This window comes from Rhizobium sp. NLR22b, from assembly GCF_019685295.1.
Classification (GTDB): Bacteria; Pseudomonadota; Alphaproteobacteria; order Rhizobiales; family Rhizobiaceae; genus Rhizobium.
Window position 1 is genome coordinate 13,940 of the sequence record NZ_JABDWM010000014.1, and the last position, 13,555, is coordinate 27,494.

The 13,555-nt window shown below is 58.9% G+C and carries 13 protein-coding genes; 6 read left to right on the top strand and 7 right to left on the bottom strand.

Annotated elements, in window-relative coordinates; translation table 11 throughout:
- Positions 1-393: 393 nt before the first annotated feature.
- Both HJC00_RS21625 and HJC00_RS21630 read left to right on the top strand, forming a co-directional pair.
- Complete coding sequence (locus HJC00_RS21625) at positions 394-615, top strand: hypothetical protein (protein ID WP_064806073.1); 222 nt, start codon at positions 394-396, stop codon at positions 613-615.
- A 247-nt stretch (positions 616-862) separates the two neighbouring features.
- On the top strand, positions 863-1,075 hold the full coding sequence (locus tag HJC00_RS21630) for a hypothetical protein (RefSeq protein ID WP_210628336.1): 213 nt from the start codon (positions 863-865) through the stop codon (positions 1,073-1,075).
- Between the two features lie 54 nt (positions 1,076-1,129).
- Here HJC00_RS21630 and HJC00_RS21635 read toward each other — a convergent pair whose 3' ends face one another.
- Entirely contained in the window at positions 1,130-1,423 is a 294-nt protein-coding gene (locus HJC00_RS21635) for a RodZ family helix-turn-helix domain-containing protein (RefSeq protein ID WP_097598408.1), read from the bottom strand.
- Between the two features lie 70 nt (positions 1,424-1,493).
- Positions 1,494-2,675 (bottom strand): ROK family transcriptional regulator, encoded by a 1,182-nt coding sequence (locus HJC00_RS21640; protein WP_221123468.1) that lies wholly within the window; start codon positions 2,673-2,675, stop codon positions 1,494-1,496.
- Between the two features lie 359 nt (positions 2,676-3,034).
- Here HJC00_RS21640 and HJC00_RS21645 point away from each other — a divergent pair, with 359 nt between their 5' ends.
- On the top strand, positions 3,035-4,792 hold the full coding sequence (locus HJC00_RS21645) for a glycogen debranching protein (protein WP_221123469.1): 1,758 nt from the start codon (positions 3,035-3,037) through the stop codon (positions 4,790-4,792).
- Between the two features lie 20 nt (positions 4,793-4,812).
- Here HJC00_RS21645 and HJC00_RS21650 read toward each other — a convergent pair whose 3' ends face one another.
- Positions 4,813-5,427, bottom strand: coding sequence for a GNAT family N-acetyltransferase (locus HJC00_RS21650; protein ID WP_210631653.1), 615 nt, complete (start codon positions 5,425-5,427; stop codon positions 4,813-4,815).
- Positions 5,428-5,603: 176 nt separating this feature from the next.
- Between HJC00_RS21650 and HJC00_RS21655 the strand changes: the two genes are divergently transcribed.
- The 3 genes from HJC00_RS21655 to HJC00_RS21665 all read left to right on the top strand — a co-directional run bounded on the left by HJC00_RS21655 (position 5,604) and on the right by HJC00_RS21665 (position 8,793).
- On the top strand, positions 5,604-6,941 hold the full coding sequence (locus HJC00_RS21655; RefSeq protein WP_221123470.1) for an extracellular solute-binding protein: 1,338 nt from the start codon (positions 5,604-5,606) through the stop codon (positions 6,939-6,941).
- A gap of 125 nt (positions 6,942-7,066) precedes the next feature.
- Positions 7,067-7,960 carry a carbohydrate ABC transporter permease gene (locus HJC00_RS21660; RefSeq protein ID WP_221164583.1) on the top strand — a complete coding sequence of 298 codons (894 nt, stop codon included), beginning with the start codon at positions 7,067-7,069 and terminating at the stop codon, positions 7,958-7,960.
- Positions 7,960-8,793 (top strand): carbohydrate ABC transporter permease, encoded by an 834-nt coding sequence (locus HJC00_RS21665; protein WP_210628332.1) that lies wholly within the window; start codon positions 7,960-7,962, stop codon positions 8,791-8,793. Before HJC00_RS21660 ends, HJC00_RS21665 begins: the two co-directional genes overlap by 1 nt.
- 20 nt (positions 8,794-8,813) lie before the next feature.
- Here the strand turns inward: HJC00_RS21665 and HJC00_RS21670 are convergent, their stop codons facing one another.
- From HJC00_RS21670 to HJC00_RS21685, 4 genes are read right to left on the bottom strand one after another with little or no spacing between them, the layout of a single operon-like run.
- Complete coding sequence (locus HJC00_RS21670; RefSeq protein ID WP_210628331.1) at positions 8,814-10,058, bottom strand: O-antigen ligase; 1,245 nt, start codon at positions 10,056-10,058, stop codon at positions 8,814-8,816.
- Positions 10,055-11,617 (bottom strand): undecaprenyl-phosphate glucose phosphotransferase, encoded by a 1,563-nt coding sequence (locus HJC00_RS21675; RefSeq protein WP_210628330.1) that lies wholly within the window; start codon positions 11,615-11,617, stop codon positions 10,055-10,057. Before HJC00_RS21675 ends, HJC00_RS21670 begins: the two co-directional genes overlap by 4 nt.
- 56 nt (positions 11,618-11,673) lie before the next feature.
- Entirely contained in the window at positions 11,674-12,843 is a 1,170-nt protein-coding gene (locus HJC00_RS21680; protein ID WP_221124397.1) for a glycosyltransferase, read from the bottom strand.
- A gap of 3 nt (positions 12,844-12,846) precedes the next feature.
- Positions 12,847-13,422, bottom strand: a complete 576-nt coding sequence (locus HJC00_RS21685) for a polysaccharide biosynthesis/export family protein (RefSeq protein ID WP_012483394.1) — start codon at positions 13,420-13,422, stop codon at positions 12,847-12,849.
- Between the last annotated feature and the right edge of the window lie 133 nt (positions 13,423-13,555).

The window sequence follows — 13,555 nt, forward strand, 5'->3', positions numbered from 1 at the left end:
TTCACCACGACGCGATTGAGGGTCATGCTCGCGCCGGGAATATCCCGAAGCTAATTGACAGGGTGGCGCGAAGATGCTGAAAACGGCCGGACTTCGGGTCTATGCCATTGGGCAGAGTAAATGATCAGTGTATCGAATTCGATTTTGACCATTTGAAGTAAATTATCCAATGAAGTACTCTCTTAACGGGAGTGCTTGGAAAATATTTATTCTCGTCCATTTTGGGGGTCCATCAATAATATGGACTGATATTTGTATATTTTGTTAAGGATATACAGAATTTTACGCTGGATAGTCTGCTTTTAAATTCCAGAGAACCTTTTGGTGCTTCGCATTTTTGCGAATATGTGTAGATTAGGATTGTTCCTCTCAGTGATGGCCTGGTGCGAGCGCATGGCGGATATGAACCAGAACCTAACTTGCAGGCAGGCCCTTGCCGATGCTTTCCAAGCTCTGTCGGACGAGGCGGTCAAGGCCGGCTGGCCAGAGGGCGACGTTGCCCTCGCGCTTGCCGAACTTGCCGAGGAACGAGTGATCGAGCTGACCGCCAAGGTGATCATGGAAGGCTTCATCGATCCGCCGTTCATCGCCGCTGGAGGCCGCCGCAACGGCTGAAGAATGTTGCGGTAACGCCAGATCAGGATGAAGCCGAACGGCGAATCTGAAAAATCGCAACACGCCTGAGCCGGTTCGGATCCCTGCTGCAAAATGCGCCAGACGCGCGGAAGAAATTTTATTCCGCAGGAGTTTGCGCAGTTGCTAAAGTTCGGACCCTCACGCATAATAACTTCATTGCCGGTTGCGGAGGGCGGCCGGCGATGCAAGCGTGTAGGCGTTTGCCCTCGGAGGGAAGTGCGGCGTGATGTTACGGTCATCAATTCATCCGCATGATTTACCGCTCTTTTCGGAAGATCTCGATCTGCTTTCCCAAGTGCTCGACAAGGTCTGCGACGAACGCGGCCTGGTCAGAACGACGCCGGAAGCCGAGAGGATCGGTGCGGTTATCATTCAGCTTTACAGACAGGGCGTGAGAGACGGCGGCAAACTCGCTGACCTTGCCAAGGCCTATCTCTGACCCGTGGTTCCCGCGATAAAGGATCAGACAGCGAGACGCGACGGACCAATCTGGTCAGTCGTCATTGGCGGCATTGAGATTTTCCGGCCGGATGCCGTCATCGGTTGATGTGCGTGCCCGCAACCGGATGCCGGGGCCGCCTTCATCCTGATTGCCGCTCGACAGGAAGATGATGCCGTGCGCTTCGAGAGTGCTGCGCACGTCGAACAACGCATGCGGCTCACCCTCAAACTCGCCCTTTTCCAAAGCCGTCACGATCTCGACCGGCAGGCCGCTTGCGGCGGCGAGCTCTTCGATGCTCATTCCGATCATGGCGCGCGCGCCGCGTATCTGCGTTGCTGTGATCATGACGCAAAATCTAGCGCATTTGCCGCGCTTCGCAAGTGGCGCAGCGGCTGATTGCGAGCTGCTGCGATCTTCAAGCGTCCTGCAATTTTACACCGAACAGATCGTCATGCATGCGCTCGACGGCGATACCCATGCCTCCCATGAGAGCGGCGCGGTTGCCGAATCGGCTGATCTCGATGCGCGGCGGGTAAGGGGTGCAACGCGGCAGAAAAGCGCGGATGGCGTTTACGAGCTCCGGCCTTGCACCGATACTGCCGCCGGTGATCACCAGTTCCGGGTCGAGAGTTGCTCCGATGGTGGCAATAGCGATCGCCACCAGCCTCGCCGTCTCTTCGATTGCGGCGATGGCGCTCGTTTCGCCTGCATTGAACGCAGCGAAGAGGTCGGCCACGGTAGAGGCGCTGCGCCCGCCGAAACCGGTATAGCGCCGCAGCATGGCGACGCTGCCGACCGCGCTCTCGAAGGTTCCCAGTGTAAAACCGCCTGGATCGAAAGCATCGCCGCCGAGTGGAAGATAGGCGATTTCGCCGGCCGCGCCGCGGGCACCGCGCAACAGCGCGCCATTGGCGATAATGCCCATGCCAACGCCCGTCCCAAGCGCCACGAAAGCGAAATTGCCGACCTCGATGCCGTGACCCCGCCATCTCTCCCCTTGCGCGGCGAGGTTGACGTCATTTTCAATGATCACCGGTATGCCCATCTTGTCGCTGAACGCTTGCCGCAGATCCATTGCGTCCACGCCGGGAATGTTCGGCGCGACGTTGATATGTCCGGTAGCCGGATCGAGGACGCCGGGACTGCCGAGAACGACGAGACGCAGCTTGTCGGCAGTCGTCCCCGCCGCAAGCGCGAGTTGAGTGATCAGGTCGCTGAACTGGTTGACGAGATGCGGTCCGCCGCGTGGGTCAGTGGGCACTTTGGTTTCCGCAACGACGTTACCCAACAGATCGCAGATAGCCGCAGCGATCTTGGTGCCTCCGAGATCGATGGAGACAGCCAGGCCCGCTCTTGCGTTGATTTCATAGATGATCGCATTCCGGCCGGGACGACCATCGGTCTGCCCGACAGCTTTCAGCCACCCATCATCCTCAAGATCGCGCACGACATCGGAAATCGTCTGTTTCGACAAGCCTGTCAGCTTGGCAATATCGGCGCGAGAGATCTTCCCCTTGGCTAACACGGTCCGGATCACCGTATTGGTCGAGATTTTTCGTGCGATGGGAGTCTGTACGATAGACGACGTCGTTGCCATCCGGCTGCGCGTTCCAATTAGTTCGAGGCGTATCCCTAATGTAAGGTCGGTCCGGTTCTCAACCATCGCGAAATGATGGGTTTAGTGCTCAATCCCCATCTCCGTAGCCCAGTTCAGTACACGGAAGCCGACAATTTGTCTACGTCCTTGACAAGAGAGGAGCCGCCTGTAGGCTGGGATCAACGCGTTGTCAAATGCGCGATTGAAACAGGGTCGAGGACAAGTATGCACCGTACATATTGTCTGGGTCGGCGCGTACGCGCCAAGATCGCCCAAAGAGGAACCGGCTCAGGCTGGTTCAGCTGTTTCTTCGTTTCGCATTCTGCAGGTTCCTCAATGCGGCTGTCGGGGACCTGTCTATGATTAAGCCCTCGACCAACGGGCAGCTTTCAGCCGACGCCGGTGTCTTGCTGCCTATAATGGCGCCACGCCTCCAGGCGGATGTTCATCCGGACGGATATGCCGATCTTGCCCTTTGGGGTGCCGGCAGCCTGGGGCGTGTGCGGTTTTCTCCGATCGCCGGCCCCTATAGCTACGCTCCGAACCGACTCGTCTCGAAACAGGGCGGCGTTTTCGTCGCGCAGTCGCTGCCGGTGATGCTGATCAATGGAGTGAGCCTGCAGGGCGTCTATCCAGCGCGCCGTTGCGCCTGGTGGCACGAGCCGGATGGGCGAGACGCGAAAGCGAAGGTGTTCCGCAGCGGTCATCGGAAGATTTTCGAAATGGGCTGGGGCGTCCTTATCGTGGAAGCTCGAGATGCCGATCTGCGGATTGCCTGCGGCGCCTCGAGAGACGAAGCCGAGAGAGCGCTCGATCTCAGCAGTGAAGCCATTATGACCCAAGCCGCGGAATATGTGGCGCGTTGCGACATGATGCCTGAGGCCGACCCGCTGATGCGCACTATGGTCAGCCAGGGGATCCATGCGGCCCTTTCCAGCATAAGGCGCGACGAAAATGGCGCCTTCGCCGGCCTTGCCGCCGGACAGGCCTATAGCGCTCCGGCGCGGACCTATTACCGCGACGGCTATTGGACGACGCAGCCTCTTTTGACGATTGCTCCGGAGGCGGTGCGCGACGAGATCCGACTGCTCGCCAAGGGAATACAGCCCGACGGAGAGGCCCCGAGCGGAGTTATCCTGACGGGACCGGCGCAATCGGATGCCTGGCAGCGCTTCGTCGCCGACTGCAAGGCTAATCCCAAAAGCCATAAAAGAGCCGTTCCGGAGTATCATAACCGTCCGCAGGATTGGTGGAGCGACCACTTCGACAGTCCGCTTTTCTTCATTCTTTTTCTGGATGACTATTTCGGCGTGACGAAAGACGCGGCCGAGGTGCAGCTTCATTGGCCGACAGTGAGGGCGATCATGGATCGCTATGTCAGTCTGGCCGGTCCCGACAGCGTTCTGCCGCTGAAGCCGCGCAACGACCGAGATTGGGCCGACAATGTCTTCCGTGACGGCTTTGTCTCCTACGATCTCGGCCTTTTCGTCGGCGCTATGGATGCGGTGGCGAGACTGGGCGAGGGGCATGATCCGACCCTTGCCGAACATGCGCGCAAGACCGCAATTCTTGCTCGGCGGGAAATCGAAGCCAAGCTCTTCGTCCCGGCAACGGGAGGATATCTCGACTACGGAACGCCTGGCTCTTTTGTCGAGGATCATCTGGCTCTCGACAGCCTGACCTTATCGCGATTTAGTGCTATTTCAGAAGAGAAGGCTGTCGGCCTGCTGAGAGCGTTCGAAACCAGACTTGAAACGCGCAACAATCAGGAACAGCCCTATGGCAGCTGGGGTGTGATGTGCGCCTATCCACCATTCAAGCGGCAAAGTGATTTGCGGTCCAAGACCGCTTTTCCCTACCGCTACCATAACGGCTCGGACTGGCCTTATTGGGACGGCGCTTATGCCGAAGAACGCCTTCGCCACGGGCTTGGAGGCGCCCGCTACGCATTGACACGCTGGTGGGAAACCTGCCTCGACAATGGCTGGATAGGCGCAGTGGAATATTTCTCGCCGCCTTATGGACGCGGCTCCCTGCTTCAGGGCTGGAGCGCCATGCCGGCGGCCGTCGCTTTGAAATATGGGCTTCACGCTGCAAATGCGGAGCCGATGTCATGAGCGGTTTGGCGCCGGCGGTTTCAACGGGATCCCTGATCGATCCGCATAGCAAAGGCGACGGCGCCATCGCGTTCGAATTCGGAAAAGCCAAGGTGACGGTAGAAGCCTTTGGCGCGTTCGTTTGCAGGGTCGACCCCGAGATGCACGGCCGTGACCCCATGATTTCGAAGTGCCTGCAGCTCGGTGTCGATCATCTTTCGTCCCCAGCCGCTTGCCTGAAGGCCGGGAAGGACGTTGATGTGGAGATGCGCCGGGTACTGGTGCTGAAGCCAGACCGTTCCACTGCGCGGATTTTGGATTCGTTCCAAGACGTCGGCGTCGCGCGGACGGGTCGGCGCCAGTCCGGCGACCTCTCGGCGCACCAGCGGCCACCAGCTTGCCGCCAAGTCCTGATCGAACCGGCTGGTGTCGGGTGCGGCCACGACATAGCCGGCCGGTCGGTCGTGCTGGACGAGAACAAAGGCAAAGTCTTTGGCGAACTTGAGATATGGCACCGACCAGATGTAACCGGGCAGACGCGGGTCACTATAGAGAGCGCTGGCATCGTGACCGCCATTCGCGGTTTTCAGGCAGATTTCAAAAAAGGCTTCGATATCCGCTTCAGTCGCGGGACGGATGAAGCAACCGGTGTCCATCACTTTGCCACCTCCTGCGTGGCGCTTTGTCGTTTTGGGTCGCGAGAGGAGCTGATGCACTGACGATTACCTCAGATTCGCCGGTCAGGCAAAGCTCTGGGGGAAGAAAACGTTCGGCGGCGCCTGGCGCAAGGCTCGAGCGGGGAGTGGAGAATAAACCAAGTGAGGTGGAGCAGATGAAAAGAAGCGTGAAATCGATCAACATGCTGCCGGCATTTCAAATGAAAACGGCCGTCGCGCTTGCTGGTGCAGCGCTTATGAATCTTGGCCTTTCGGCAGCCGTCAGGGCTGACGATCTGGCTGTTTGGGATGACCAGACCTACGAAGGTCAGAGTGCGGTCATAGAGCAGTTGAACAAAGAGTTCGAGGCTGCGCATCCCGGCGTTACGATCAAGCGTACCGCCCGCACCTTCGATGACATGAAGTTGACGCTGAAGCTCGCGGTTTCGGCAGGGAACGGCCCGGTCGTCACGAAAGTCAACCAGGGCGCCGGCGATATGGGCGCAATGGTCAAGGAAGGACTGCTCCTGCCGGTTGACGACTACATCAAGAAATACAGCTGGGATAAGCGCCAGTCCGATTCCGTCCTGGCGCGAGATCGCTGGGATGGGCCAAAGTTCGGGGTCGGCAAGACCTACGGCATATCAGGCCTCGCTGAGATCGTCGGCCTCTATTACAACAAGAAGATCCTCGACGACGCCGGCATAGCACTGCCGAAGACCTTCGAGGAGCTTTTGGCCGATCTCGACAAGCTGAAGGAAAAAGGCGTGGCGCCCTTCATGATGGGCAGCGCAAAGCAGCATCTCGCCCTGCACATGATCGGTGCCATCGATCAAGCCCATATCGACGCGGGCAATCGCGCTGAACTTGACGATCTGATTTACGGCAGGGGCGGTTCCTGGAATACCAAAGGCAACATCGAATCCGCAAAACTGGTGCAGAAATGGGCGCAGGGCGGCTATTTCTATCCCGGTTTCGAAGGCATTTCGGGTGACGACGCCGTTCAGCTTTTCATATCGGGGCAGGGCGCCTTCCTGATCTCGGGAACCTGGTATTTCGGTGATATGCAGCACAACCAGGATATCGGCTTCATGGCCATTCCTGCCCCGAAAGGCATTACAAAGCCGCTGAGCGTCGGAGGCGTGGATCTTGCCTGGGCAATAACAAGCCTTGCCAAAGATCAGAAAACGCAGGACCTGGCCGGTGAATATATCGACTACATGGTTTCGGAAAAAGCTGCCGAAGCCTGGGCCAATGCCAGCTATCTTCCGGCAACGTCGCTTGCGGCGGATGCGAAGCCAAAGCTCACGCCGCTGCTGAGCTCCGGCATCGAGATGTGGAAGACGCTCAACGCCAACGACGCTCTTGGCCACTATCCCGATTGGTCGAGCCCGACGATGCTGAAGACAATCGACGATAACACGCCGCTTCTCCTGTCCGGCAAGATCACGCCTGAAGCCTTTGTCGACGCTATGGACAAGGATTATCAGGCTTACCTGAAAGGTCAGAAATAAATGGCGCGGACGCAGGCCGCGACCGTCCGCGGCCTGCGTCTCGTCGACATCATCTCAAGAAATCAGCGCCGCGATCTCAGGCTTGCTGCACGACGACGATAGCGTTGGCTTCATGGAGTACCGGAATGAAGCGCTCCCCACTTGATGGCTCCGAACATACCAATTGGATCTATCTATTCCCCGGTTTGCTGCTTTACGCGGTCTTTGTCTTCGGGCCGATTGTCGCGGCTTTGGCGTTGAGCCTGACCAGTTGGGACGGCTTGACCGTGCCCAAGTGGGTTGGCCTCGGCAATTACATCGATCTCTTTTCCGATGATCGTTTTTACATCGCCTTGCGCAACAATGCCGAGCTGATGATATTCTATTGCGTCCTGCCGCTCGGGCTCGGCATAGGTCTTGCCGCCTGCGTCTGGAATCTGAAGCAACGGGAACAACTCGCCCTGCGGACATTCCTGTTCCTCCCATATATCATGCCGACTGCCGTGTTGGGCATCATCTGGGCATGGCTCTACAATCCTGCATTCGGTCCGTTCAACCAGTTTTTGAGAGCGGTGGGCTTGGGCATGTTCGCACTCCCTTGGCTGGGAGATTTCAACTTCGTGCTTCCCGCGGTCGGGATCGTTGCCACCTGGTATTTCTTCGGTTTTTGCATGGTGATCTTCCTCACGGGAATCCAGCGCATCGATCCCTCGCTCTTTGATGCTGCGAAGGTCGATGGTGCTTCGGCGCGAAAGACGTTTGTCTGGATAACGCTGCCGCTTCTCATGCCGGAGATCAGGGTGGTTTTGCTGCTGACGGTTATCGCGTCGATCAAAAGTTTCGACCTGATTTTCACAATGACCCGCGGCGGGCCCGCCAATGCCACGCTCGTGCCGAATATCTACATGTACCAGCTCGGTTTCGAGCTCAATCGGTTTGGCGCGGCGGCGGCCATCGCCATTGTCGGCGCGCTGCTGACATTCGCCATCAATTTTGCAATTCACCGGCTGGTGGGCTCAAAAAGTAAAGGAATGGCTTGATGAGCCGCAAGTCCAACATTCCCGCTGCCCCGCTCTTCCTTCGCCTTGTCCTCTGGCTTCTTGCATTCGTAACGATTACGCCGTTCCTGCTTCTGCTGCTCACCTCGATCAAGAGCAAGGCCGACGTTCTGCAGGGCGCGTTCGCGCTCCCGGCATATCCGCATTTCGAAAATTACCTCGATGCCTGGAACGCCGGCCATTTCAACATCTACTTCTGGAATTCGATCATCGTTGTCATTCCCGTCGTCGCGGCAAGCGTCTTTCTGGGCCTGCTGACGGGTTTTGCCTTTGCTTATCTGTCCTTTCCGCTCAGGCGCAGCCTGTTCGCTATCCTGACGCTCGGCATGATGGTGCCGGCGGAGGCCTTCATCATTCCGCTTTATTATGAAATGCGGTATCTCGGGTTGATCAACACCTATGCGGCCGTCATTGTGCCCCAGATCGCGATGTCGATCCCATTCTCGACGATCTTCCTTGCCAGCGCGATGCAGCAATTGCCAGAAGAAATTCTGGAAGCGGCCGTTCTCGATGGTGCCGGGCGCTTCTATATTTTGCGCAAGATCGTCGTTCCGCTGATGATGCCGGCAATGTCGACACTGGCGCTCTTCCTGTTCATCTGGACCTGGAACGAGTTTCTGATCCCCTTCATTCTGGTGAACGACGATGCCTATCGGACACTGCCCCTCGGCATGCTGTTTTTCCAGGGACGTTATACTGTCAACACGCCGGTTCTGACCGCCGGTGCGGTCATTGTCATTGCCCCACTCATCCTGACCTATCTCGTTTTCCAGCGGCGGTTTATCGCCGGTTTGACGGCCGGCGCGACGAAATAGCCCGCCATAATGCGGCATGACTACGCCATTCCTCCGGGCATTCGGCCGCGCCTGTGACGCGCTTCCAGCGCCGCGCAGCCCCAGACCGTGCCGAAGAGCAGATAGACATGGCGCCAGTGGTCGATGTCGATAACATTGCCGATCGTCGCATGGCCGAGAACGGAGATCCAGGCAATCATCAGGAAGGGTTGCCACGGCCGGTCGTGAAGCAGGTTCCGGAAACCCAGGATGAGCGTCCAGAGGAGCATTCCGACATAGCTGACGAAGCCGAGCCAGCCATAGGAGGTGAGCGACTTCAGCCAGATGTTATGCTCGTCCTCGGGAAACATGGTGCCGAACACGAGCGGACCGATGCCGAGCGGGCGCTCCATCATCATGGTGAAACCGATCCTGTGGCGCTCGAAGCGGCCGAGATGTTCGCCGTCATACTGCTGCACCAGCTGAGCGCGTGTTGAAAACAGCTCAGCGACCTTCGGAATCTGCAGCGCCACGAGCAGCGATGCGACCAGCATGACGATCGCCGCCAGTGACAGGATCAGCACCCGCAAGCGGAAGGCGCCGCTGCGCTCCTTCAGCAGCATGATGAAAATCAGGAGCACCACGCCGAGCGCAAAGAGACCCCAGGCGGCGCGGGAAAAGGAGAGGAAGATGCCGAGGGCAATCACGAGAAGGGCGGCTGCCTTCAACGGCGATTTCTTCAGATCGCCGACCAGAATGCCGTGGATGAGATGGAGCGACGGCGGCACCAGGAAGGGGCCGAAGACGTTCGGATCCTGGAATGCGCCTTTGGCGCGGTCATAGAGAGTGAACACTTCCGAGCCGGGAAAGGCGTGGAAATAGCCGAGTACGCCAAGCGCCGACGTGACGACGGCAGCCAGGCTCCAGGCGTTGAAGATCAGCGGCAGCCGCTTATGGCTGTCCTCGATGATTGCCCCGTAGAAAACCGCGGTCAGCGCCAGGAAGGTCGAGACAGCGATATACATCGGCGCCGTCGCAAGATCCTTCATCTGCGTCAGCGACAGCATGCCACCGAGATTGAAAGTGAGCAGAAGGGCAAGCAACGGCGCGACGCTGCGCGAAATCCTGAGACCCAGGATGAACCAGAGGCCGATCAGCCCCGCCATCCAGAGTTCATAGGGCGCCGGCTCATCGATGACGAAGCCGGAAAGGAAAACACCGAAAGCGACGAAGGCGGAGCCGATCAGCCGCAGCGTTGCCCGCTGCGGCTGGGCGACGCGCGAATATGTCGCCTGGATCGCGCTCAATAGGCGTTTTCCGTGTTGAGCAGCCGGATCGGCGTCAGGAACAGGATTTTGAGATCGAACCAGAGCGACCAGTTCTCGATATAATAGAGATCGTAGGCCGTGCGGAACTTGATTTTCTCATCGTTATCGACCTCGCCGCGCCAGCCGTTGATCTGCGCCCAACCGGTCACACCAGGCTTGACGCGGTGGCGGGCGAAATAGCCTTCGACGACATCAGCGAAGGCGCGGTCGCGCGCCTGTGCAAGAACCGCATGGGGACGCGGACCGACCAGCGAGAGCTCCCCCCGCAGCACGTTGAAAAGCTGCGGCAGCTCGTCGATCGAGGTCTTGCGGATGAACCTTCCGACACGGGTGACGCGCGGATCGCCCTTGGTCACCGCGGCCTTGCCTGAGGGGTCGGCCATGTTGGTGTACATCGAGCGGAACTTGAAGACATTGATGACTTCGTTGTTGAAGCCATGACGCTTCTGCATGAAGAAGACAGGACCTTCCGAGGTCGCCTTGATGGCGATCGCGGTTGCGGCCATCAGCGGCCAGAGCAGCGCAAGCGCGACCAGAGTGAAAAAGATGTCGAAGCCGCGTTTGGCGACGGAATCCCAGTCGCGGATCGGCATCTTGAAAATGTCGAGCATCGGCACAGCGCCGACATGCGAATAGGCGCGTGGCCGGAAGCGCAGCCGGTTGGCGTGCGCCGCAAGCCGGATATCGACCGGCAGGACCCAGAGCTTCTTCAGGAGATCGAAGATGCGGGCTTCGGCCGAAAGCGGCAGGGCGATGATCAACATGTCGATGCGCGTCAGCCGCACGAATTCGACGAGTTCCGCCACGGTGCCGAGCTTTGGGTAACCGGCGACCATGATCGGTGAGCGCTTCTCGCCGCGGTCGTCGAAGATGCCGCAGATGCGAATGTCGTTGTCGGCCTGTTGTTCGAGGATGCGGATCAGCTCCTTGGCCGGTTCGCCGCCGCCGACGATGACAGCGCGCCGCTCCATGATGCCGTTGCGCGCCCAGTTACGGATGCCGTAGGCGACAAGGAAACGCTCGGCCGCGAGAAAGAGCACGCCGACGGTGAACCATGGGACATAGGCATCGACCATCGCCCATGTGGTGCCACGAATGAGCGCGAACAGGCCGATCGTGAGGACAAGCGCAATCGTCCAGGAGGCGAGAATGCGGGGCATCAGCCGTAGCTTCGCCCGGAGTGCGGGAATGGTGTAGGTGTCGGCAAGCTGCAGGGCGATGACGGTCGAGGCCGAAGCAATCGCTGCCATGCCCGTCCGGACCAGCAAGGGATCGCTGCCGTCGCCCGGCCAGAAGTAGCGGACGATCAGGGCAATCGAAAAGAGCGCCAGGAATTCCAGGAGCCGCAATTGGCCGATAATAATGACAGGCGAACGAGTGCCGTCGCGGAACTGTTCGGCGATCTGCCGGGCATAGGGGTTAATTTCGATCGGGTCGGCGGAGTGGGCCTGACCTGCGTCGCCGCGCGCCTCGATGTCGGAAATTTGCTTGCGCAGCGCTTCCACGTCGAATTGATCGCTTTTTTCCAATTTGTTCATGGGGTTTTGTCGCTCGTTGTCAGCAAGCGAAATACCAGAAAGCCCCTAAGAAATATTTACGGGGTAACGAACACTGCTTGTTCGGCGGCGGGACTGACGAGCTCATGGTATAATTGCAGGACATCCCGCGCCATCACGGTCGAGGAAAACACGGCCTTAACTGCCTCATGCGACGGCATAGTTCTGGTGTGCCAGCCGGGCGTGCTGAGCGCTTCCGCCATGACGCGAGCGAGATCGTCGGAATTGCCGGGCTCTACAAGAGCCGGACTGTCCTTGCCGAGCACCTCGGGAATGCCGCCGACGCGGCTGGCTATGATCGTTTTGCCGGCCCCCAGCCCTTCGAGCACGATATAGGGCATCGCTTCGGCGCGAGACGGGACGACGAGATTTTGCGCCATGGCAAAGGCTTCGTGGATACGCATTGCCGGCAGCATGCCGATCCGTTTTCCGAGGCCGCGTTCGATCATCATCTCGCGATAGCGGTCGCGGTCAGGTCCGTCGCCGATCATCAATGCCGAAAGCGGCCTGCCGAGCAGCCGCTCGGTCTTGGCGAAGGCATCGACAAACAGATCGGGACCCTTGAGGTCCCGAAGCATCCCGACATAGATGAAATGCACGGCATCCGACCGGGTGTGGATCGGCTCGAATTCACGCTCTCCGATGCCGTTATAGATCAGTTTCGTCTTCGTCCGCGGCTTGCCCACCTTGCGGGCATAGGTGTCGCGCTCGTATTCGCAGATGAAGACCAGCGCATCGGTGAAATATTCCTGCAGGCGCTCCATCCTGAGGACGAACTGTCCTGTGAATGAGGAGCGCGAATAATGCAGGCTTCCGCCATGCGCGGTATAGAGGCGGGCTACGCGATACCTGTTCACCCGCAGGGCTGAGCCGGCAAGTCGCGCGAGCACGCCGCCCTTGGCGCCGTGCCCGTGCAGCACATCCGGCCGCAAACTTTTAATCTTCTTGTACGTATCCCACATCGTCGCGATATCGGACGGGCTGACCGAGCGGCGGATCGGGACGCGCGTCAGGCCGAGCGACAGATATGGGCGGATATCGTCGAACAATCTGTCCTCGTGCTCGCCGCCGGTCGAGCTGTCGCAGAGAATGCCGATGTGATGCCCGGCCTTGCTGTGTTCCTCGACCAGGTCGCGGACATGGCGGAAAATTCCGCCGACCGGCGATCTGAAGCAGTGAAGAATGCGGAGCGGCCTCTCTCTTGCCATTGCTCAGAAGAGCCGTTCGCGAACGTAGATCGTGTCGCCCGCGATGATCGGGCCGGATATATTGATGCGGCCGGTCAGCACCTGTCCGTTTATCTTGCGGGTGACATCGACCATGCTTTGGTTGGCGCGGCTGGAGAAGCCGCCGGCAACGGCGATGGCATTCTGCACGGTCATGCCCGGAACATAGGCATATTGGCCGGGCTGGCCGACTTCGCCCATGATGAAGATCGAACGGTAACGGTCGACGTCGATGGTGACATCGGGATCGCGAAGATAGCCCTGCTGCAGTTTCTGGGCGATCTGCCCTGAGAGTTGCTGGAGGGTTCGGCCGCGGGCAGGGACCTGACCGATGAGGGGGAAGGCGATGTAACCGGCCTGGTCCACCGTGTAGGTATTGGTTAGGCTCTGCTGGTCGAAGACGGTGATGCGCAGCCGATCGCCGCTATCAAGCGTATAGGGCTGGATGGTTGCCTCGTTGAAGGCTTTCGGAGCCGGCTTGTACGTCGTGCAGCCGCCCAATGCCGCCGTCATGGCTGCAAGGCTCAGGGCCAAAAGGATCTTAGGCGGGGCGACAGACATCCGCTTGTGCTCACAGAAAATGAACTCGGTGCAGCCGTTATCGATCCGTTAGGGTTAATACCCGGTAAAAGGCGCATGGCAATCCCCCAATTCTTTGCCGATCTCCTCTATTTCTTGGCGAGATCGAATTAAC